Genomic DNA, 23,111 nt, shown 5'->3' on the forward strand with positions numbered 1-23,111 from the left:
AACTATTTAAATTTTTAAAAATCATGAGCTTTTATAATCCACAAAAAACGGCACTTGTACTTGTAGATCCTTTCAATGATTTTTTGTCGGAAGGAGGAAAACTCTATTCTTTCACCAAAGAAACCGTTGAAGGAACAGGCATGGTAACGAACATTAAAAGTTTACTTACTGCCGCCAGAGAGAAACAAATACAAATTATCTATGCACCTCATCACCATACCAAAAAAGGCGATTACTTAAACTGGAAGTTTATGTCACCTTCGCATTTAGGAAGTCAAAAAACAATGTTGTTTGAAAAAGGAACATGGGGTGCCGAATTTCATCCGGAACTCATTGCTCAAGAAGGGGATCTGATTGCTCAAAACCATTGGACCGGAAGCGGATTTGCCAATACAGATTTGGATTTCCTTTTAAGACAACACAACATCGATCATATTGTTTTAGCCGGAATGAAAGCCAATACTTGTATTGATTCTACAGCGCGTTTTGGTGTTGAATTAGGTTATCATGTAACCTTGATTAAAGACGGAATCGGTGCTTTTAATTGGGAAGAGATAAAAGCTACCGTGGAAACCAACTTTCCAAATTACGGACATGTTCTTTTATCAACCGAAGAATTTATTAAAAAGTTAAACGAATAACATGGAAACTTTTACAGAAAGTACTGCAACAGCTTTTATCAATGCTCCTTTGGAAACTATTGATTTAACCGAATGGCTCTTTACTTTAAAAGATGCTGAATATCAAGCTTGCTCCAAGGTGCACATAGCATGCGGAAATTCCTTTGATTCAGATGGTAAGCGAATGTCTATAAATGTGGAAGAAGTGGCAGATAATCTTCTGATTCAGCACTATATTGAAGAAATAGGCTTGAAAGATCATTGCCGGGTTAACTCAATTTCCGATTCATTTTCGGTTGTCGAAAGAACAAAATTAGGCATTACATGGGAACTAAAAGTCAATCGTTTATCAGAATCAAGCTGTGAATTTTCAAATCATGTCGTGGTTTCGCTTACGGCTGATTTTCTGGATTTATTAACCAAAGCCAACATCACTGATTTAGAACCTATCAGAAACAATATGCATCAAAATCTAAAAGCACATAATGAAGAAGAAACACCACTATTTGCAAAAGATATTGAAAAGAAAGCCTTAAACGGAATTTGGAAATAATTATATCAATTAAAATTTAAATATCATGAAAAAGACACTTCAAAAAGTATTTATACTGATAGTAATCTTAACCTTCGGGCTTACCAGTTACGCTCAAAAAGTAATTGAGGCCAAAACCAAATTTGCTGAGGTTGAAGGAAGAAAATTAGCTTATCGATCCATAGGAAAAGGAACCCCTATTATTTTAATTAATCGTTTCAGGGGTACTTTAGACACTTGGGATCCCCTCTTTTTAGACAAAGTAGCGGAGAAACATACCGTTATTACATTCGAATATACCGGTATCGGTTCTTCCACAGGGACATTACCAACAGACATCACTCTTGTTGCCAAAGATGTAAAGGATTTAGCCGATTATTTAAAAATTAAAAAAGCTGCAGTATTAGGCTGGTCTTATGGCGGATTAGTAGCTCAGGCGGTAACACTGTTATACCCTGATTTGGTTACGCATTCTATTTTACTTGGTACCGGCCCTCCGGGGAAAAACGAAATTCCATTAGAACAGGCTTTTCTGGATGTCGCACTCAAACCAATCAATAACTTTGATGATGAAATCGTACTCTTTTTTGAACCAAAATCTGAAGTCAGTGTAGCAGCTGCCAAAGCATCACATGACAGAATAGCCAAGCGTCTTGATGTATCGAAAATACCTTCGACCATGGAAGTTTTCAATTTATACTTTAAAGGAGGTGAAGGGTTTAGAGAAGACAAACAAAACTTCCGGGAACAATTAAAATCCGTTAAAACACCAATACTGATTATGTGTGGGGATCATGATATAAGTTTTGCGGTGGAAAATTGGTACCCGTTTACCAGACAACTCAAAAACGCCCAAATGATTACTTTCTTTCAGTCCGGGCATGGACCGCAACACCAATACCCCGAACTCTCAGCAAAGTACATTACCGATTTTATTAAACTCAGTAAATAATTTAATATCAACCAGAATGAATACTCAAGAGAAAAAAATCACAGCAGTTGAATCTCCAACACTATATGCAGAAATTCGAGATTATAAAATTGCTTATCGTTCCATTGGGAATGGACCACCTTTCATTCTTCTTAATCGGTTCAGAGGAAATCTGGATGATTGGGATCCGGCATTTTTAGATGCTTTGGCTAAAAAACATACGGTATATACCTTTAATTACAAAGGACTTGCTTCCTCTACAGGTTCCCCACATGAAACCATTCTGGGCTTTGCGAAAGATGCGATAGATTTAGCTGATACATTAAAGATCGATAAATTCATTTTAGGCGGATGGTCTTTGGGTGGTTGGGCAGCACAGGTTGCCACAACTGAATTTCCGGAAAGAATTTCACATACCATCCTTATCGGAACCAAGCCTCCGGGAAAAGTAAATTATCCTTTAGAAGAAATCTTCATTAAAACTGCTTACATCCCAGACTATACACTAGAGCATGAAATGATTCTCTTTTTTGAACCCACTTCAGAAATCAGTCGAAATGCCGCAATAAAAAGTCATGAGAGAATCAATCAAAGAAAAGAGAAAGATCCAAAAGTAAAACAAGAACTTTGGGAATATTACGGAAAAGCACATGAAGACTATGCTAACGATCCTTACGGTGCAAGAAATAAAATGATGACAACCAGAATTCCTATTTTGATTATCTCAGCCCATCACGAGGTATGTTTTCCTCCTGAAAATTGGTTTGAACTCAATCAAAAACTCTCAACAGCACAGCTCATCACTATACCGCAGGCTGGACATGGCCCACATCATCAATATCCGGAAATGATTACCAGTTACATTGAAACCTTCATTAAAAACACTTAATAATCAATCGCCATTATGTCTTAGGCTTACGCAGCTGGAAGGAAGAGGCAGATTATATTTTAGATTGGATTGATAACAATTAAACTTTAAAATCATGAAACGCAAAGCAACAGCCGTATGGCATGGTTCCGGCATGGAGGGTAGCGGACTCATCACTACACAAAGCAATGTACTGAACAATACGCAACTTTCATTTAAAAGTCGTTTTGAAAATGGCATTGGCACCAATCCAGAAGAATTATTAGCAGCCTCACACGCAGGCTGTTTCACCATGAAATTAGCATTTGTATTAAATGAGGCAGGTTATACGGCAGAAAAACTAGAAACTACGGCAATTGTTTCCTTAGAAAATGGAAGTATTACCTCATCTCATCTGGAAGTTAATGCTATCATTTCCAATATTCCAAATCAGGTTTTTGAAGATAGTGTTAAAGACGCAAAAGAAAATTGTCCTATAAGTAAAGTAATTAATGCTTCGATAAGTGTGACTTCTAATCTAGCAAACTAGTTCAAGAATAATTTTTAACTTTAATTCAAAATCTAAAACATGGAACGTCTGGAAAACATTTTATCAGCATTTGGTAATATCGATGAAAATAATTTTAACCTCTCCACTTCCATGTGGCAAGAAAAAAAATATCGAAAAGGGGAGTTTTACAATGAATATAAAAATGTGTGCAAATATTTAGGAGTTATCATGGATGGCGTCTTCCGGACTTACTATTTAGACGATAAGACCGGGGAAGAAAAAAATATCTTTTTTTATTCTGACAATCAATTCGTTGTAGCCTATAAAAGTTTTGTTTCGCAAACACCTTGTAATTATTACACCCAAGCGATGACAGATGCTACCATTTATTATATCCATATTGAACAATTAAATAAATTATACAGTCAATCCCATCAATGGGAACATCTTGGACGTGTAATAGCCGAATTAGCTTTCAGCATTGGTAATGAACGAATGGAAAGTTTCATATTCAGAAGCCCGGAAGAACGGTATCTCGACTTAATAAAACAACATCCTGATATTTTTAATGCCATTCCTTTATATCATATTGCTTCCTATTTGGGCATTCAGGGCCCATCTTTAAGCCGAATCCGTAAACGAATGATTAGCAAATGACGATTTTAACTCAGGTTAAAATTATTGTGGTTCCATGTTCTGAACTTTGTCCTGTTAAAATGAAACAAAATTCAAAATGGAAACAAGAGCAATTTTTATGAACCTGATTTTATTTTTAAAAGACTTAAAATCAATATTAAAAATAAATTTCAAAAGACTTTCGATTTTAACTCAGGTTAAAATTATTGCGGTTTCAAGTTTTGAACTTTGTACTGTTAAATCAAACAAAAATTCAAAATGAAAACAACTTCAATTATTTTAAAAACAGTGGCACTATTCGTTACACTATTATTCAACCTGAGTGCGTTTGCACAAACTCAAAAATCGAATTCTGAAATGAAAACTAAAACAATCGTATTTATTACCGGCGCCTTTGTAGGCACCAATTCTTGGGACGAATGGAAAACGTATTATGAAAGCAAAGGGTACAGAGTAATCGTTCCTGATTATCCTCACAAAGATGCAGATCCGACAACATTAAGAAACAGAAAACCAGATTCTGCGTTAGCAAATTTGACCTTAGAAGAATTAACTGCTTACTATGAAAAAATTGTACGTCAACAGCCTGAAAAGCCAATCCTGATCGGGCATTCATTAGGAGGTATGATTACACAAATACTGCTTCAAAAAGATATTGCAGCAGCCGGAATCGCCATACATTCAGCACCTCCTAAAGGAATTATGCTTACAAAATGGTCTTCTCTTAGATCAATTTGGAGCCCGCTTTCCCTGTTCGGAACATCTAAAAAGACTTATATGATGTCCTTTAAAGATTGGCAATATGCTTTCACCAATGGGATGCCTGAGGCTGAACAAAGAGCAACTTACGAGAAATATGCTACTCCTGAATCGGTAAAATTAATCCGTGGCGGATTAACAGATGCTGCCAAAGTAGACTTTAAAAAATACCACGACCCGTTACTTATCGTAGCTGGAGATAAAGACCACTTTTTCCCTCCAGCCATCAATCATAAAAACTATAAAAAATACAAAAACCCGAGTGCTGTAACGGAATACAAAGTATTCGAAGGACGTAATCATAACGTATTAGGTTTACCGACCTGGAAAGAAAATGCAGATTACATCTTAAACTGGATGAGCAAATATTAATTAGGACGCTCCTCACTCCACGCCCCAAATCTACTCTTATTGTCTGCGACAGCAATCGCATTTCTTAAACCAGTTCAATGCATACCAATTAATTACAATAGAACTTTGCATATGAAATCATTATAAAAAAACTATCTGCTATTTCTTGAACCAGTTCAATGCACAAGGATCTAAATCGAAAGAACTTTGTCTTGTAAATCAAAAAAAACAGCATATTATGAACAGAAAAGATTTTTTAAAGAAAGGTTTATTCGGAACCGGAATTTTTGCAGCAACCGCAGCCTTCGGTAATATCATTGACAACAAAATTGATGAAATCGAACAGTTAGAGGTTTTAGGATTCAATCACCTGCCTAACACAGAATCAAAAGTTATGGAAAATACAATCTTACACAAAGCAGACACAAGAGGATTCGCTAATCATGGCTGGCTGGAAAGCAAACATACATTCAGTTTCGCCAACTATCACAACCCTGAGAGAATGCATTTTGGAGTTTTAAGGGTTCTAAATGATGATAGAGTAAACCCAGGAATGGGGTTCGGAACGCATCCGCACGATAATATGGAAATTATCAGCATCCCACTCGAAGGGGATTTAGAACACAAAGACAGTATGGGGAATACAACAGTGATTAAAAGCGGTGACCTTCAGGTAATGAGCGCCGGAACCGGAGTTTTCCACAGCGAATACAATAAAAACAGTGATCAACAGGTGAAGTTCCTTCAAATTTGGGTATATCCAAACCAGCGAAATGTTACACCTCGCTATGATCAAATTACAATGAATGTGGCAGACAGAAAAAATAAATTTCAGCAAATTATTTCTCCTAACCAAGATGATGAAGGTGTATGGATTCATCAGGATGCCTGGTTCAATATGGGAAATTTCGACAAAGACATTGCCACAGAATATAAAATCAATAAACCCGGAAATGGAGTCTATGTTTTTCTTTTAAAAGGAGAAGCAACCATTGAAGAACAAAAATTAGAAACCCGTGACGGATTCGGAATCTGGAATACCGATAAGTTCACAATAACAGCAAATACATCGGATACAGAAATTTTGCTTATGGAAGTACCGATGTCTTTATAAATCAATACAATAATATAAAAATTCAAAAGAAAATGACAAATTCAAACTGGGCAATAGACCCAACCCATTCAGAAATTGGCTTTAAAGTAAAGCACATGATGTTCACTAATGTATCCGGTAAATTCAACGTATTTGAAGCAACCATTGAAAATGAAAACGATCAGTTTGAAACTTCAAAAATTAGCTTTAATACCGATGTAAACTCTATAAGTACCGGAAATACAGACAGAGACAACCATTTAATCAGTGCAGACTTTTTTGACACAGAAAACTATCCATTATTAACTTTTAACTCTACAGAAATCAAAAAAATAAACGACGGTTTGTTTCAGATTAACGGGGATTTATCCATTCACGGAGTAACTAAAAACATTTCATTGGAAGCGGAATACAGCGGATTAATGAAAGATCCTTGGGGAAACACTAAAGCAGGCCTTTCCTTAAACGGAAAAATAAACAGAAAAGATTTTGGTTTAACCTGGAATGCCAGCCTGGAAACAGGTGGTGTATTGGTGGGTGAAGAAATCAAACTCACTTCTGAAATTCAATTAATTAAACAATAAGTTATAACAATTTTAAGTATCAAAATCATGAAAAAATTAGCATTATCATTAGTATTAGGCTTAACAACCTTAGCCGGATTTGCACAAAAACCAAGTCCAAGTTTATTGAACCCAACCAATCACACCTTAGTATTGATTGATTATGAAAGCCAAATGGCTTTCCCTGTAACAAGCATCAGTGTTGATCAACTTAGAAACAATGCAGCTCTTTTAGCTGGTGCCTCAAAAATCTTTAAAGTACCTACTGTTGTAACGACAGTAGCAGAAGAATCATTTAGTGGTCCTGTTTTTCCTGAAATACAAGAGTTTTATCCCAAAGCAACTTCAAATTATATTGATCGTACAACGATGAACACTTGGGAAGATGCAAATGCCTACAAAGCCATCGTTGCTAAAGGCAAAAAAACGCTGGTAATTGGTGGCTTATGGACAAGTGTTTGTATTGTTGGACCGGTATTATCAGCAATTAATGATGGTTACACTGTTTATGTGGTTACAGATGCCAGTGGGGATGTTTCAAAAGAAGCTCACGAAATGGCAGTAACCCGAATGGTTCAGGCTGGTGCTCGTCCTATCACCTCATTACAATATTTATTGGAATTACAACGTGATTGGGCAAGAGGCGAAACTTATAAAGCAGTTACTGATCTTGTAGTTAAATACGGTGGATCATATGGTATTGGAGTTCAATACTCCCGTGCAGTAATAAAACATTAATTCATTAATAGTAACCAGGGGCTTAGGCTCCTAGTTTTAAATTAAATAATAATGAAAAATTTTATTAATTTTTATGCAATCCTGTTTCTGATTTTAGGTTCGGATGTTGTTGCTCAGAAAAGAGAGGTAACTTCTCTGATTGTGTACAATGCAAAAATCCATACTTTAGATTCACAAAACACTATCACTGAAGCAATAGCGGTTTCCAATGGGAAAATTGTAAAAGTAGGATCCAGTGAAGAAGTCTTAAAACTGAAATTAAAAAACGTAAAGAAAGTTGATGCTAAAGGAAAAACAATAATTCCTGGTATTTTCGACAGTCATTTACATGTGATTCGTGGAGGTCGCTTTTACAATTCAGAGCTTCGTTGGGATGGCGTTCGCTCCTTAAAAAGAGCTTTACAAATGCTGAAAGAACAAGCTGAAAGAACTCCCGAAGGACAATGGGTAAGAGTAGTTGGAGGTTGGAATGCTTACCAATTTGAAGAAAAAAGACTCCCTACACTTGAAGAAATTAACAAAGCAACAGGAAATGTCCCTGCTTTTGTTTTGCACTTATATGGACATGCTTATTTAAATAAGGCTGGTCTGCAGAAATTAAACATAAATGCAGAGACACCAAATCCTAAAGGCGGCCTTATACAAAAAGATGAATATGGTAACCCGACTGGTCTTTTAGTAGCCGAACCAAATGCTTTCCTTTTGTATTCAACACTTGCCAAACTTCCGGAACTTAGTAATGAAGAGAAAATCAATTCCACCAAATTATACATGACAGAATTGAATCGTCTTGGAATTACTTCGATTATGGATGCCGGTGGTGGTTTTCAAAATTATCCAGATGATTATGGCATTACTGATAAACTGGCTAAAAACAATGAACTTACCGTAAGACTGCCATTCTATCTTTTTGCACAAAAACCCGGTAGCGAATTGGCTGATTATACCAAATGGATTACCGAAGTAGAAATCGGCCCACATGACGATGATCATAACCATAATCTAGAATATTATGTACAAGGTGGTGGTGAAAACCTGGTATCAAGCGCGGGTGATTTTGAAAATTTTGATCAACCAAGGCCGGAATTAAATCCAATCATGGAAGGGCAACTCAAGGCTGTCGTCGGAACTTTAGTGAAAAACAGATGGCCTTTCCGTTTACATGCTACCTACGACGAAAGTATCACACGTTTTTTAAATGTGATTGAAGAGATAAACAAAGAAACACCTTTAGACGGTTTACTGTGGTTTTTTGATCATGCCGAAACCATATCCGAAACCAATTTAAAAAGAGTTAAAGCTTTAGGTGGAAATATTGCCGTTCAGCATCGTATGGCTTATCAGGCTGAAGGTTTTATTAAACGCTACGGAAAAAAAGCTGCGGAAAAAACACCTTCAATTAAAAAAATGCTTGCGTTAGGTTTAACGGTTGGAATGGGTTCTGACGGAACACGAGTTAGCTCTTATAATCCTTGGGTAGGTCTACATTGGCTGACAACAGGAAAATCGGTAGGAGGAATTAAACACATGAGTGATGAGAACCTTTTAGACCGACAAACGGCTTTAAAACTCTTTACGCAAGGTAGTGCTAAATTAGTGAATCTACATCATGACAGAGGAATGATAAAAGAAAACTATTTAGGTGATTTTATCATTCTTTCTGATGATTATTTCAAGGTTTCTGATGAAAACATTCCGAATATCACATCAAATTTAACTGTTGTAAACGGGGAAATTGTATATGCTGATTCTATATTCAAATCTTTGATAAAACCTCAGCAAAAAGCGATTCCTTCCTGGAGTCCTGTTAATTTTTACGGCGGGTATCAAAAAAATTAAATCTTATGAAAACAGTTAAAAATATCAAGCCATTCAATGAAGCCGAACTTCCTTTTGATTGGGTGATTTTATTCTTCAGAATAGCTGTTTCACTACAATTGATAATTGTTTATGGATTGAAAAAAATAGGAATTGGAACAGATTTTACGGAATCTGTTCCCAATCCCTATCACTTACCTGAGGATATGAATTATTATCTGGCTGTTGCTTCCAATATCTTTTTCCCTATTCTTATCATTATTGGTTGGAAAACAAAATTGGCCACACTACCGGTTTTGGCAGTTACCTTATCCGGATATTTCATTGTACATTGGAACGATTCACTTTTAGAATCCGATGCCCCATTTATGTACAGTATTGCTTTTTTACTCATTCTCTTTTTGGGCTCCGGAAAATATTCATTAGATTATTGGCTTAATAAAAATTCCGATAGCTAAATCATTTTATTTAGTACTCAAAACCTGATGAAAAATATAGTTCAATATTTTATTCTCTTTTGCTTTGCGCATCAAGTTACTATCCATGCGCAGAAGAAAATAGTGTTTGAGTCTTTACGATATAATGAAGATTACTCCGAAATATTAAATGATTCAACGCGGAATTTTTATCAGAAAACGAAATATTTTAAAATTGCAGATAAGCCTACTTTATACGGATCATTCGGTGGTGAATTCCGTTCGCAATACCAATACTATAAAAATGAAAATTGGGGTGACGGTGTTCAGGACAACGATGGCTTTATTTTAAACCGAATATTATTTCACACCGATTTACACTTTTCAAAAAAAATCAGGCTCTTTTCCCAATTGCAAAGCAGCACCAGTATAAGCAGAATTGATCCCAACCCTGTTGAGGAAAACCCTATTGACCTACTCCAGTTATTTCTTGACATTAATTTTAAAAACCTTACCCTGAGAATCGGAAGACAAGAACTTTCTTATGGTTCCCAAAGGCTGATTTCAGTAAGGGAAAACCCTAACAGCAGACAATCCTTTGATGCTTTAAAAATTATTTTCAAAACGGAGAATACCCAAACGGACCTTTTGTATGGCTATTATGTAAAAAACCAAACTGGGAATTTTAATGATAAAATTGATGATGCTATAAAATTATGGGGAGCCTATTCTACAATTAATCATATTCAATTTATTCAAAATGCAGATGTTTATTATCTCGGTTTAGAAAAAGAAATGGCTGTTTTTGATGATGGTTCTGGAAAAGAGGTCAGGCATTCTGTTGGTTCACGAATTTGGGGAAAAATTAATAAATTCCGATATGATTTGGAAAGCGTTTATCAATTTGGGAAAGTGGGTGATAAAACAATAAATGCCTGGACATTTTCCATAAATTCAGCCTATAAAAACATTAATTTGAAATTCCGCCCAACTTTTGGTATTAAAACGGAATATATTTCCGGAGACAGGCAGTATAATGATGACAAAATACAAACTTTTAACCCTCTGTTTCCAAAAGGGGCTTATTTCGGACAGGCCGCTTTGATTGGCCCTTCTAACCTGATCGACATACATCCTTCCATTGAATTGGAACTAACCGAACAATTGAATTTTGTGATAGACTATGATCGGTTTTGGAGAGCAAGTAAAAATGATGGCATATATCACTCAAATGCTTCACTGCTGTATTCAGGAAAAAGCACAACGGAAAAATATATCGGAAACCAGCTTGGTTTCTTACTTTCTTACGAAATCAATCCTTTTCTTTTTTTTAAAGCGGAAGCAACTTGGTTTGATCCTAAAGATTATTTAAAAGAAGTCAGCTCAGGAAAAGAAATCCTGTTTTTAGCATCTACATTGAGTTTAAAATTCTGAAATGAGTTCATTTCAATATAAATTGTCTTTCCGTCAAGTTTTATTGCTTTAAATAGAATGTTTATGACACATGCATTTCGAAAATTACAGGAAGTCAATCCATACAAATCAACAACATTATTTTCTATTTTTTTGCTAACCGGGTTCTAATTTTACTTAAAAATTCAGGTGAAATACCTAAATAATGAGCAATATAATGTTGCGGTACGCGCTGGGAAATTGTCGGGTATAAATGAGTGAAATTAAGATACTTTTCTTCAGCGGTTTTGGCGATGGTATTAATTAATCGATCCTGCATTACCGATAGTTTTCGCTGTACCAACAATCGAAATACTTTTTCAAACTTCGGCAACTCATTTAAAAGGATTTCTTTTTTCTCAGGAGTTAAAATAAGTAATTCGCAATCCTCTAATGTTTCAATATATAATTTTGAAGGCTTATGCTCACTAAACGATGCAATATCACTAACCCACCAATCTTCAACGGAAAATTGTAAATTCACTTCAAATCCGTTTTCGTCGATATAATAGATCCGGATACAGCCTTTATTGATATAAGCTTCAAACTGACAGATTTCACCTTCACTTAATAGAATTGTCTTTTTGGCTACATTTCTGGGTTCAAGAACGCTATAAAAAAAATTCTTCTCCTTGTCGGAAAGGCTAATACATTTAGAAACGTTATTCGCGATATTTTCAAACATAAAAAATTGATTAACAGTTTAATTCCGGAAACTCTGTAAGTACTTCGCTGTTTAACAAACCACTGCCTCCTCCATAATGATCTATTACTTTAACGGAAGGCATATGTAATAAACAAAATTTTTTTATCTCATCCTCAAGTTGGTTTTCCAAACCGCAACTTAAAAGGACAATATCAAAATTACCCGACTTTAAAACGGATAAATCAAATTCTCATCCGCTACCCTAACTGCTTTCCATTGCGGTTTCTTATGGATAACATTAAGCAGTGTTTCCAGAATCGGTTCATTTTTGCCTATAACTAAGAAATGTAATTCTTTCATAATCTTCATTTTACTTAACAAAATTAAGTTGTGGAATATCAAAAAAAATTAACCTAAGACAAGAAATCCCAATTCGTAAAAAATCCAGATAATTGTAAAGAAAACTATTTCTCTAATATTACGGTAATTCCATGTCCACCTGCGGCACATACTGATATAAATCCTTTACCGGATCCTCTCTCATTTAAGAGTTTTGCCATGGTCGCAACTACTCTAGTTCCTGTAGCTGCAAAAGGATGTCCGGCTGCAAGACTGCTCCCTTTAACGTTAAGTTTGGTTCTGTCTATTGCTCCCAGGCCTTTGGCTAAACCAAACTGCAAAGAAAGTTCGTCGCTTTCCCAAATTTTTAAGGTTGCCAATACCTGAGCCGAAAAAGCTTCATGGATTTCGTAAAAATCAAAATCCTGTAGCTTTAAACCCGCTTTCGCTACCATACGGGAAGAAGCGTAAATTGGAGCAAGTAACAGGTTATGTTTGTTTTGAGTGTACTCAATTGCGGCTAATTCGGCAAAAGTGATATAAGCTAAAATAGGGTAATTGCTCATTTTTGCCCATTTTTCACTGGCAAGTAATATACATGAAGCACCATCTGTAAGCGCTGAAGAATTTCCTGCAGTTAACGACCCATTTTCCTTATTAAAAGCCGGTTTTAATTTGGATAGTTTTTCCAGACTGGAATCTGCTCTGAGGTTATTGTCTTTTTCTAGTCCTAAATAAGGTGAAAGCAGGTCATCATAAAATCCTTCATCGTACGCTTTAACCATTTTCAGATGACTTTCTAACGCAAACTTATCCTGCTCATCACGTGGTATGTTGTAATATTTCGCCGTATGCTCTGTATGTTCCCCCATTGACAAGCCCGTTTGCAATTCTTTGTTCATCGGACCGACAGGAACTAAATCTTTAGGCCTAATCTTAAGTATATGCTTTACTCTTTCACCAAAAGTTTTACTTCTTCTGATCGATAATAAAATAGTTCTTAGTTTTTCTCCTAAAACCAGTGGAACATTGCTTGTACTATCAACCCCACCTGCGATTCCTACTTCAATCTGCCCCAAGGCTATTTTATTTGCTATATAGACCGCTGCTTCAATGCTAGTATCACATGCTTGCTGTATATCACATGCCGGAGTTTTGGGGTCTAAAGATGTTTTGAGTACACACTCCCGCATTAAATTAACCTCCCAACTATGCTTTATAACTGCCCCTCCTGCAACTTCTCCTAAAAGTTTTCCTTCCAGATGATATCTTTTTATCAATCCGGATAAAGCTGCTGTCATCATTTGTGTATTACCGGCTTCTGCGTAATTCGTATTCTGACGCGCAAAAGGGATTCTATTATACCCAATTATGGCAACTCTATTCACTTGGTTCTCTACTAACATATCTTGATGTATTACACCCATAAAGTTACTAAATAAGATTTAGGTTTTGATTTTTTATTTAATTCAAAAGACATTACTAAAAAGAGCATACCAATAATTGATATGCGCTTTAGTGCATTAATTATATAAACCCAATAGCTGCTATTTTTTTATTAGTTTTTGACTTTTCGATTTACCATCTGTTGTTGCTACTTTCACTATATAAATGCCACTGCTTAAATTTGAAGCATCGAATCTTGTAGATTTTATTTCTAAAACTTTATGTCCTGTAATAGAATAAACCTCAATACTTTTGATACTAAAATTTTCACTCGGTAATGTCACCTTTACAATGTCTGTAAACCATCTTTCAGAAATACTTTCAGAAACAGGATGAGTCTCGCTATCTGTTTTTCCATCACCTCCCCCTGTTGGTCCAACTTGAGGTATTAAATTGGGAGCATGTAAAATTCAGCTAATTTTCTAGCTAAAACTTCAAATTGGTCTTGTTTCCAATTCGTTGAAATTGTTTCAATTTCGTAGGCTAATAATTCTCTAGGCAATTCAATTTTATATGTTATTTCAGAATCTGAGAAGTATTCAGGTCTTATATTTTTATAAAAATCATTCGGCAAGTTAAAGCTCTTGGTTTTATTCATAAATTTTTATTTGAATTGGAAATGTACAAAAAAGTCTCGAAATAAAGTTTTCAAAACACATTCCCGTTCAAAATCACTGGCAATCAAGCGGTCACTCTTCGGTCGTTCTCTTTGTTTCGTTCGGCAGCTCCAGTCGGTCGTCGGCAGAAAAAGCCTCCTTCCTCCATTCCGCAGACACTACGCAGCACAATAAAAATAGCAGCTCGAAAATAAGCAGCTATTTTTATTGCGCCGCTTCGTTCCTCATCTTCACACGTTCTCTACCCTACGTTCGGCAGGGCTACTACATCCACAATACCGCTTCATTTCGTTTCGCTCCGCAGGCTACACTCCACTGCATTCCAGCCGTATTATGTCTGTCGCCCTTTATTTTTTCAGCGGTTGCTCCTTCGCACAGCCATCGGGGTTGGCTCCGTTAGCACTTTGCCCTAAATCAAGGAACGCCAAGGCTATTTTTTATATTTTCCCCGCCGTTTCACGCTCGCAGTACTTCTCTCCACTCCGTAAACTACGCTCCGTTCCCGTCCTGCGGTGGCTGTTCGATTGCCGCAACCCCGCCACTGCGCTCCTCGAAAAATAATAATTTCCGCTATCGCTACAATTATTATTTTCTGCGGTGCTTGGGGGTGTTTGATTGCCGTTTTCATAAGAACCCTCCCGAAAAAAGCTAAACAACAACATCAGTCTTCGAAAAAAAATAAAAAAAGAAAGTAAAGGTAAGTTCCGGTTTTATAAAAATACAAGTTCAAGCCCTCCGGGTTTTAGAAAAAATCTCCACCCTCAATCTAAAATGTGCAATCAACAACATTAATCGGTTCGGGTAGTATTTTTTCTAAAAAACTCGATTTTTTAAAAACCTCCACTGGTGAGATGACTTTCTTTTTTTCTTTTTGAAAAATTTTAGGTAACGCGGTTTCGACAAATTCAGCATTCATAAAAAACAGAAAAACAGAAGAAAACTTAACTTTTAAATTCCGAAGCTATGCTAAATTTTATTATCAAAACCCATCAAAAAGACACAGTTTACAAAGGAAACAGAATCTTTATTCTCAATAAAGGAATGAATAACGGTAAACCCCAAAAAGAGCCATTTACGAACAGCTTTGTAATTCAATTTCCAAATGAAGAACATGCCGAAACAGTATACTGGTTAGCGTATAGCCTATGGAAGTCAAACTTTTGGCACCAATCTCTTTGCGGTTCTGTAATTCCATTTTTGCGTATCCATGATTTCAAAAAAGACTTTTCGGCTAAAGTAGATGAAACGATGCAGGAACACGAGTTACATAAAAAACAAGTTCAGGTATTGAGGTTGTTGGAACAAAAAGAAGATCAATAACATCAAAATATTGTCCTTATCAACGAAATGACAAGTGTGATTTTGAGACGATATTACAAGAACTAAAATAAGAAAGATCCTTGCGGTATCGAATTTTTAATTTATTTATAAAAAATATATAAAATCAACTATTTCTTTTAAAATTAACTTAAAAACCTGTACTACAAGTAAATAAAATATCGTAAAAAATATTTATTCAAAATAATTTCGTAAACTTGTTAAGAAAATAACTATTAATAACAATTTTATACCACTCTAAAAATAAAAAAGTAGAGTAATTACAGTCGGAATTAGTTTTTAACATTCAATAATTATAATTCCATATTCTAAAATCAAAATTAACATGATACTGACTGAGATGAAATAAACTTTTTTAAATAACATAACAAACGCACAGAGAAACGATTCAAATAGTCAAAGCAATGAAGTTTTATTTTTGTCCAACACAAATTTTTGTTTACAAATTATATTTTCATAGCACATTGTAACATTTGTCTTTGCTTACCATCACACAAACACACCCGAAAACAATGTCAAAAAATGTAATCACCAAAACACTTTTAATCATCACCAACTCATTCCTAATCTTAAATAAAAAAATCACTACAAAACCAAAAAACTAAACGAACTTACATTTGCTCTTAAAATTCAATAAACAAATTCAATAACTAAACAAATTTATAAAAATGAATATATATCAAACACTATGGGACAATGATGAAAACAAATTCTCAGTTTCCAAGAAGCTAAACAGTGGTGAGTACGAAAATCCAAATGCTGACCTTTTAATTGATGAACAAATAAAGGCGGATGGCAGGCGTGACACAGACTTGGCGAAAAACCCACTCTTTAGTTTTGTCAATTTAGCCAAATTAGAGACTGAAATTAATTCCAAATTTATAAATCTTTTGAATAACTATATAATAAATTACAGAGATGTAGAAGATTATACAACTCAAGAATTAGACGAAATATATCAGTTCATTGAAACTATAAAAAGTACTAAAGTTTTTCAACTAGCTATAGACTATATTGAAAATTCATTAAATGAACGAATACAGGAAAACTTCAATGATCAGATGTTTGACATTTGGTTTAAATTCTATACAAACTGGTTCAATGGAAGACAGACAGATTTTTGCAGTGGATTTGAACATGTATTTGTTGGTGAAGGAAAATATTCACCGACAACCGGTGGCAATAACACATTGGGTGAAATAGACGGTTACCACAACTGGATAAAGTTCCTACTGGATGAAAAAACAGGGAGAGTTAATTTTTCAGGTTACAATTATGGACTTGATAATAATCAAGGTCCTGATAATGTAAATGTAGTTACTCTGCAAATGACTTGGGAACATCGTGATTTAAATGGAGACTTAATCGCACAATTATTTAAACCCAAAGGGGGTTTTTTTGTAGGTAATAGTCCTGAATGTGATTTAGCTATGGGTACGATAGCTTATTTCGAAAGTAAAAAAGGAATGTTTTCAAGCAATGACAAAAAACAAGTGGATTTAGGAAAAAGCAAACTCGCTCTTGTAATGTACAGAAATATTAATCGGGACGCTACTAGAGGGGATCATATTAGGTCATTTTATCCCGAATATCTTGGTTCAATGGCATTTGCAGATTCATTACTACAGAATATCAAAGGCTTAGACTATGATAAAAGCAACTTGTTAAGACTCAATAATACTTTATATGCAGACTTTGTTTACAGAAGCAAAGAAAGTATTCTTGAACGAAGTATTTACTATGATAACAATCGATGGAAATTAAAATTTGAAAACTGGAAATAACTAAGGGACATCTTAGCTCAACTGGGAGAGCAACAATTAGCCACACTAATTGGGGATATAGGTTCGACCCCTATAGGTGTCACAAATTCAATTTAAATAATTAAAAAATCAAAAGATATGTCAACATTTTCAGGACTAAAAAACAATGAACCTTGGTTCAATAGCATTCAAGGGAACATTTTAAAACCTCATGGAAGAGATTATCATGTTCTAATCTACTTATCCTTCGCAAATATCGTTGACAAGGATAATTTACTCAATTGGATAAGTAAATTAGAAGTCACATCATTTAAGAGGCAATTAGAAGATACATTGAAGTTTCGTGCTAAACGTGAATCAGAATTATTCACATCCTTTTTTCTTTCGGCATCTGGTTACAAGAATTTAGGATTTGTTGAAGACCAAATGCCTAATGACCCTTCCTTTTTACAAGGAATGAAAATCGCTGGTCAAAAGTTAAAAGACAATCCTGTTTCAAATTGGGAAAATCAATATCAAGAAACTATTGACGCTGTAATATTACTTGCTCACGATAACAAAGATATTCTTAAGAAAATTCAAACGGAAATTGAAAGTAGTTTTAAAACAATTGGAGTGATATTAGGAACTGAATTTGGTGCAACTGTTAGAGACGAAAATGAATTTTCTTGTGAACCATTTGGATTTAGAGATGGAATAAGTAATCCACTTTTCCTTGAAGAAGACATTGATAAATACTCTAATTCAAGCAATCGTAAATTTGATTTAAGAGCTACAAAAGAAATAGCATTAATCCAAGACCCTGGTGCACCTACTGTTTATGGATCATATGTAGTTCTTCGCAAATTAGAACAGAACGTAAAAATGTTTCGCAAAGCAGAGCAAGAGATTGCAAATAAAATTGGACTAAATGACAACATTGAAAAAGTTGGAGCTTCAATTATTGGTAGATTTAGAAATGGTAGTCCATTAGTAGAATCTGAAAATCCTACAATTACTGATGATGTTGTTTTAAACAACGACTGGGATTTTTCAAACGATTCAACAGGGTCAAAATGCCCTTTTCATGCACACATAAGGAAAGCAAACGATAGAGGAGAAAGTATGCGAACTGGAGTTGGATTTGGAGATGAAAGATATAAGAGAATTTCAAGAAGAGGATTTACATATGTAGGTAATTCAACTGATAATTTACCCAATCTTAAAGCAATGTCAACAATTGATGAATATCCAGAAAAAGGGATTGGTACATTGTTTATGGCTTTTCAAAGTAGCATTTCAGACCAGTTTGAAAGACTAATTTCGTCTAACATAAATAACAAGGACTACTTTAAGCCACATGCTGGTGTAGATTCTTTGCTTGGTGTAAGAGATGAGGGAGACTCTACTTATAAGTTCTCTAATGGCAATCAATCTACTATTGTTAATCTGGAGTCATTTGTTACACTTAAAGGAGGAGAGTATTTATTTGCTCCTTCAATCACTTTTCTAAAATCTTTGTCTACTGCAAACAGCTTAGCGCAGTTTAGGGATGGTAAGCCTTCAACAAATAGGACCGCTTTTTTGAGGGAGCAATTAATTGAACGTGCTTTTTCAAATAGAAAAGATGAATGGTTTACCAAAGAAATGCTACCGAATATTTTATTGGCGAATCCAGAATTAAAGGACCAATCAGTAATAGTTCGACAGGCAGTTGCTTCAAAGACAATGCTTGAGGCAATGACAAATAAGCAGAACTCCTATCGCACACATACTTATGAAATAATTAAGGGAGAACTAATTGTTGGTACAATGTCAATGGGTTCTGTTGGCTTAGGTAAAACATTTCCTGGCTATCTAACTAATGAAGAAGCAAGAGCATCTTCTTTGAGTAACAGGGATGAAGGTTCTGTTTTTGCCCATACTGTTCCTAATTTTAGTAGAATTCTAAAGGGTGGATTAAATTCTGTTATTAAATTTTCAGAAGAAAAGCTACAATCAAAAAAAATAAATGATGAGCAAGCTGATTTTTATAAAGCAGTTATTATTGCATGCAAAGCTGTAATTGATTATGCAAATGCATTTGCTGATTTAGCAATTCAGGATTCCGAAAAAGAATCAGATGAGTTAAGAAAAAAAGAGTTATTAAATATTGCAAATATATGCAGAAAAGTACCTGCCAACCCCTCTGATACCTTTCAAGAGGCCTTGCAATCGATTTGGTTTATTCATTTAGCAGAGACTGCTTTTTGTGTATTCAATTCGTTAGGCCGATTAGACCAAGTTCTAAATGATTACTTACAAAATGACTTAAATAAAAAAAACATTTCAGAAGAATACGCAACTGAATTGTTAGAATGTTTTCTAATTAAATGTGCTCAGAGATTAAACCTAAATCCCACAACATTAAAAGAACAAGACAATTTAACATTTGGGACTGGAATAGGTACGCAAGCGATTTATTTAGACCAAATTGCAAGCTGTAATAATTTTATACAAAATATTGTTTTAGGTGGTGTTAAACCTGATGGTTCAGATGGAACAAATAAAACCACGTTCCTATTTCTAAAAGCATTGGGAGGTATTGGATTGGCAACCCCAACAATAAATATACGAGTCAGTAAAGATTCACCAAAAGATTTATTAGATGCAGTTGATATTACTATTCGTCAAGCAGGTAACGGTCATCCTATTCTTTATAACGAAACCAATATAATTAAGGGTCTCTTAGATGCAGGAATTCCAATTAAAGAAGCTAGAGACTTTGCCTTGGCAGGGTGTTGGGAGCCAATGCTACATGGTAAGAATTCCTTTATTTTTGGAATGGTAAACATGCTTCGTGTTTTAGAATGTGCATTGAATGAGGGCACTTTATTTTCAAGCGACCCTCAATTCCTTGTAGGACAAAAGCAAAGTTGGAAAAGTCCTACTCCAAATGCTTACAAATCCTTTCAAGACCTTATGGATGAAGTCAAAATACATATGAGGTTTTTTGCTGATAAAATAGCATTAGGTACATGTTCCTTTTTTCAATTTCCATCCTCTGTTACTCCAACACCATTTATGTCTATACTTCTGGATGGTTGTTTAGAGAGAGGTACAGATCAAAGCATGGGAGGTGCTGATTATAACATTATTGCAAATCTTGCTTTTGCAGTACCAAATACAGCCAATGCTTTAGCAAATATTAAGAAATACGTTTTTGAAGAAAAAAGATGGACTTTAAAAGAAGTCGCTGATGCACTTCGTTCCAATTGGGGATTGTCTATTGTAAGAAATGAATATGAACAACAAGATTTGGGAGACGAGCAACTAAAAGATAAATATTTTCAGATGAGACGGACATTCCTTGAAAGCAATGTTAAATTCGGAAATGACAATAATTACGTTGATGATATTGCAAAGGACTTGATGGATAATTGGTATTGGGCTTGCAAACAAGCTGAATCTCTTGCGAAAAAAGCCTTCCTATCTGAAAGTAAAAATAAAGAAGGAAGCAAGTTAAGAATGATGACCAACTATCCAGCAACTTCATTAAAGGAAACTCTAAGACCTGATTTTGAGTTATTCTTTACTTCAGGCTCAGGAACTTTTGGACAATATTCTTCAATGGGTAAAGGTGTGAATGCCTCTAGTGATGGTAGGGCGGCTAATGAATCGGTTGTTCCAAACTGCTCCCCAATGGCAGGTACAGCAACAAACGGACTAATTGGCTTATTTAAAACCTTAAGTAAATTACAGTTGGAGAGATTTGGTTGTGCAGTTGTTACGGACATTCGTATTGATGGAATATATCAGCCTAGTGGGTATTTTAGAGAGTTAATTGAAAATTGGACAAGCAATGGAGGTAGTATGCTAACCGTTAGTGTGCTTTCCACAAACGATGTTTTAGCAATGCTAAGACTTACTGATAGAGTTCGAAACAATCCCAATAGTGTAGAGGAGTTAAAAAAATACGCAGACAGATTCTGTAGGGTTGGCGGCTGGAATTCAGGTTTTATATGTTTACCTCGACCACAGCAAAGAGACCATTTATTAAGAGCTACATTTTAAATATGAAAACAAATAAAAATGTCATAACATTCTTATTTTCCTTATTCTTATTTTCCTTTTGTCACAGCCAAAACAACACCCAAAAAAAAATTTTATCTATGATTAATTTGGAGTTTGTAACTATACCAAGTGGAACCTTTAATATGGGCAGCCAATACCATCTTTACGAGTCAGATGAAAATAATGAAAAATGGTATCGTGATGAATCACCAATGCATAGAGTAAAAATAACTAGCAACTTTGAGCTACTGTCATCTGAGGTTACATTCGCTCAATTTGAATTATTTGTAAAAGAGACAAATTATAAAACTTCAGCTGAACTAAACAACTTTGGTTCCTTAGGTCTCTATAATGAGCAAGACGGAATTTGGAAAGTAGATTCCTCACTGAACTGGAAAAATCCAGGTTACAAATTTTTAATAAATGATCCTATTACTCATGTAAGCTGGAAAGATGCAAAGGCATTTTGTTATTGGCTTTCACAAATAGATTCAATCTACGATTATGATTTACCATCTGAGGCTGAATGGGAGTATGCAGCAAGTTCAGGAGGTAAGTACACATACTCTTGGGGTAATGAAAAACCTACTAAAAATAACCTTGAAAACATTGCAGATAATTCATTCATCACTAAATTCCCATCTTGGAAATATCCTGTGCTTTCAGATTATAATGATAATTCCATTTTAATATCAAAGGTTAAATCTTATCAGCCAAATGAATTTGGTTTGTTTGATATTTCAGGAAATGTTTGGGAATGGGTCAATGATTATTATTCAAGCTATTCATTAGAACCACAAGTTAATCCGTGCAATTTGGAAGGGAAATTATTTGGTGAAATTTATAAAAGCGAAAGAGATTTAGATCGAAATGTACAGCTTAATAAAAGGCTAAAAGAAAAGGTAATTAGAGGAGGAGGGTTTGACTGGGAATTAGCTTATGTTAGAACAACAAAGCGAAGAAAAATACCTGTTGACAAAAACAGAATTGACTTCGCCAGCTTAAATTATTTGTCAGCAATAAATATTGGCTTTAGAATAAAGAGATTTAGGAAAGGAACAAATGAGACATGTCAAGATTATTTATATTCTGAATTAAAAAAAGTTTTGACTTCAGTTCATTTTGAAAACAATACAGAATTTACTCAAAATAAAAATGGAAGCGTTTGGATAAATCAAATTCAACGTATAGATAAATCAAATAACTATTATTGTATAATTAGTGGTCTGGGGGGGGAAAGTTATCAATATTCATACTTATTATATGTGGCGATGCCCGATTATAAATATGGCCCAATTGGAATTTCCCCTATAGACGTTTTTAGTGGCAACATGGCTATGAATATGAATTTAGTTAAACAAAATGGAGAATATATTTTAAAAGGTAAGGTGTATGAAACACCGTATAATATAACCGAACGAGAAATGAAATTAGTATTAGATGAGTATATCTTATTTAAATTATTATATTACTAGTACAAAAGGTTAATAAGATTAGCATGTTTAGAAATAACCCTGAGGTTGTGAAAGGATTAAAAAATATGCTGTTTTTTATTAATACTATAGTGATTTGTGCTGCCTAAACCCCTCTACTATAAATCTGCAAACCGTTACAACAAAAACAGCCTAGTCTCTCAACTAGGCTTTCATAAAAATTTGAAAAA

The 23,111-nt window shown here is 34.8% G+C and carries 23 protein-coding genes and 1 pseudogene; 19 read left to right on the plus strand and 5 right to left on the minus strand.

Going from position 1 to position 23,111, the window contains the following annotated elements; genetic code table 11:
* The first annotated feature begins 23 nt into the window (after positions 1–23).
* The 14 genes from ACM55F_RS15455 to ACM55F_RS15520 all read left to right on the plus strand — a co-directional run bounded on the left by ACM55F_RS15455 (position 24) and on the right by ACM55F_RS15520 (position 11,249).
* Positions 24–641: a cysteine hydrolase family protein gene (locus ACM55F_RS15455; protein ID WP_416854725.1), complete on the plus strand. Its 618-nt coding sequence runs from the start codon at positions 24–26 to the stop codon at positions 639–641.
* A gap of 1 nt (position 642) precedes the next feature.
* Positions 643–1,173 carry a hypothetical protein gene (locus tag ACM55F_RS15460; RefSeq protein WP_416854726.1) on the plus strand — a complete coding sequence of 177 codons (531 nt, stop codon included), beginning with the start codon at positions 643–645 and terminating at the stop codon, positions 1,171–1,173.
* 25 nt (positions 1,174–1,198) lie between these two features.
* Positions 1,199–2,104: an alpha/beta fold hydrolase gene (locus ACM55F_RS15465; RefSeq protein WP_416854727.1), complete on the plus strand. Its 906-nt coding sequence runs from the start codon at positions 1,199–1,201 to the stop codon at positions 2,102–2,104.
* Positions 2,105–2,120: 16 nt separating this feature from the next.
* On the plus strand, positions 2,121–2,972 hold the full coding sequence (locus ACM55F_RS15470) for an alpha/beta fold hydrolase (protein ID WP_416854728.1): 852 nt from the start codon (positions 2,121–2,123) through the stop codon (positions 2,970–2,972).
* Positions 2,973–3,066: 94 nt separating this feature from the next.
* Entirely contained in the window at positions 3,067–3,480 is a 414-nt protein-coding gene (locus ACM55F_RS15475) for an OsmC family peroxiredoxin (RefSeq protein WP_416854730.1), read from the plus strand.
* A 39-nt stretch (positions 3,481–3,519) separates the two neighbouring features.
* On the plus strand, positions 3,520–4,098 hold the full coding sequence (locus ACM55F_RS15480) for a Crp/Fnr family transcriptional regulator (protein WP_416854731.1): 579 nt from the start codon (positions 3,520–3,522) through the stop codon (positions 4,096–4,098).
* A gap of 76 nt (positions 4,099–4,174) precedes the next feature.
* Complete coding sequence (locus ACM55F_RS15485) at positions 4,175–4,339, plus strand: hypothetical protein (protein WP_416854732.1); 165 nt, start codon at positions 4,175–4,177, stop codon at positions 4,337–4,339.
* Positions 4,336–5,208: an alpha/beta hydrolase gene (locus ACM55F_RS15490; RefSeq protein WP_416854733.1), complete on the plus strand. Its 873-nt coding sequence runs from the start codon at positions 4,336–4,338 to the stop codon at positions 5,206–5,208. The genes ACM55F_RS15485 and ACM55F_RS15490 overlap by 4 nt, the downstream gene beginning before the upstream one ends.
* A 373-nt stretch (positions 5,209–5,581) precedes the next feature.
* Positions 5,582–6,301 (plus strand): pirin family protein, encoded by a 720-nt coding sequence (locus ACM55F_RS15495; RefSeq protein WP_416854808.1) that lies wholly within the window; start codon positions 5,582–5,584, stop codon positions 6,299–6,301.
* Positions 6,302–6,333: 32 nt separating this feature from the next.
* Positions 6,334–6,864, plus strand: a complete 531-nt coding sequence (locus ACM55F_RS15500) for a YceI family protein (RefSeq protein ID WP_416854734.1) — start codon at positions 6,334–6,336, stop codon at positions 6,862–6,864.
* Positions 6,865–6,891: 27 nt separating this feature from the next.
* Complete coding sequence (locus ACM55F_RS15505; protein WP_416854735.1) at positions 6,892–7,581, plus strand: hydrolase; 690 nt, start codon at positions 6,892–6,894, stop codon at positions 7,579–7,581.
* A 51-nt stretch (positions 7,582–7,632) separates the two neighbouring features.
* Complete coding sequence (locus ACM55F_RS15510; RefSeq protein ID WP_416854736.1) at positions 7,633–9,420, plus strand: amidohydrolase; 1,788 nt, start codon at positions 7,633–7,635, stop codon at positions 9,418–9,420.
* A 5-nt stretch (positions 9,421–9,425) separates the two neighbouring features.
* Positions 9,426–9,857, plus strand: a complete 432-nt coding sequence (locus ACM55F_RS15515) for a DoxX family protein (RefSeq protein ID WP_416854737.1) — start codon at positions 9,426–9,428, stop codon at positions 9,855–9,857.
* 27 nt (positions 9,858–9,884) lie between these two features.
* Positions 9,885–11,249 carry an alginate export family protein gene (locus ACM55F_RS15520; RefSeq protein ID WP_416854738.1) on the plus strand — a complete coding sequence of 455 codons (1,365 nt, stop codon included), beginning with the start codon at positions 9,885–9,887 and terminating at the stop codon, positions 11,247–11,249.
* A gap of 124 nt (positions 11,250–11,373) precedes the next feature.
* Here ACM55F_RS15520 and ACM55F_RS15525 read toward each other — a convergent pair whose 3' ends face one another.
* The 5 genes from ACM55F_RS15525 to ACM55F_RS15545 all read right to left on the minus strand — a co-directional run bounded on the left by ACM55F_RS15525 (position 11,374) and on the right by ACM55F_RS15545 (position 14,296).
* Complete coding sequence (locus ACM55F_RS15525) at positions 11,374–11,952, minus strand: Crp/Fnr family transcriptional regulator (protein ID WP_416854740.1); 579 nt, start codon at positions 11,950–11,952, stop codon at positions 11,374–11,376.
* Between the two features lie 189 nt (positions 11,953–12,141).
* Positions 12,142–12,273, minus strand: a complete 132-nt coding sequence (locus ACM55F_RS15530; protein ID WP_416854741.1) for a hypothetical protein — start codon at positions 12,271–12,273, stop codon at positions 12,142–12,144.
* A gap of 104 nt (positions 12,274–12,377) precedes the next feature.
* A complete protein-coding gene (locus ACM55F_RS15535) occupies positions 12,378–13,679 on the minus strand; it encodes an acetyl-CoA C-acetyltransferase (protein WP_416854742.1) in 1,302 nt (433 codons plus the stop codon).
* 120 nt (positions 13,680–13,799) lie between these two features.
* Positions 13,800–14,108, minus strand: coding sequence for a T9SS type A sorting domain-containing protein (locus ACM55F_RS15540; RefSeq protein WP_416854809.1), 309 nt, complete (start codon positions 14,106–14,108; stop codon positions 13,800–13,802).
* Positions 14,087–14,296, minus strand: a complete 210-nt coding sequence (locus tag ACM55F_RS15545; RefSeq protein WP_416854743.1) for a hypothetical protein — start codon at positions 14,294–14,296, stop codon at positions 14,087–14,089. The genes ACM55F_RS15540 and ACM55F_RS15545 overlap by 22 nt, the downstream gene beginning before the upstream one ends.
* 982 nt (positions 14,297–15,278) lie before the next feature.
* Between ACM55F_RS15545 and ACM55F_RS15550 the strand changes: the two genes are divergently transcribed.
* The 5 genes and pseudogenes from ACM55F_RS15550 (at position 15,279) to ACM55F_RS15570 (ending at position 22,923) form a co-directional block, all read left to right on the plus strand.
* The gene (locus tag ACM55F_RS15550; protein WP_416854744.1) at positions 15,279–15,635 is read left to right on the plus strand and encodes a DUF6943 family protein; all 357 of its coding nucleotides are present in this window, start codon (positions 15,279–15,281) and stop codon (positions 15,633–15,635) included.
* Between the two features lie 686 nt (positions 15,636–16,321).
* The gene (locus ACM55F_RS15555) at positions 16,322–17,437 is read left to right on the plus strand and encodes a hypothetical protein (RefSeq protein WP_416854746.1); all 1,116 of its coding nucleotides are present in this window, start codon (positions 16,322–16,324) and stop codon (positions 17,435–17,437) included.
* 6 nt (positions 17,438–17,443) lie between these two features.
* Positions 17,444–17,519, plus strand: a pseudogene (locus ACM55F_RS15560).
* A gap of 35 nt (positions 17,520–17,554) precedes the next feature.
* The gene (locus ACM55F_RS15565) at positions 17,555–21,448 is read left to right on the plus strand and encodes a pyruvate formate lyase family protein (protein ID WP_416854747.1); all 3,894 of its coding nucleotides are present in this window, start codon (positions 17,555–17,557) and stop codon (positions 21,446–21,448) included.
* Between the two features lie 2 nt (positions 21,449–21,450).
* On the plus strand, positions 21,451–22,923 hold the full coding sequence (locus ACM55F_RS15570) for a formylglycine-generating enzyme family protein (RefSeq protein ID WP_416854749.1): 1,473 nt from the start codon (positions 21,451–21,453) through the stop codon (positions 22,921–22,923).
* The last annotated feature ends 188 nt before the right edge of the window (positions 22,924–23,111 follow it).

This window comes from Flavobacterium melibiosi (assembly GCF_048158545.1).
GTDB lineage: Bacteria > Bacteroidota > Bacteroidia > Flavobacteriales > Flavobacteriaceae > Flavobacterium > Flavobacterium melibiosi.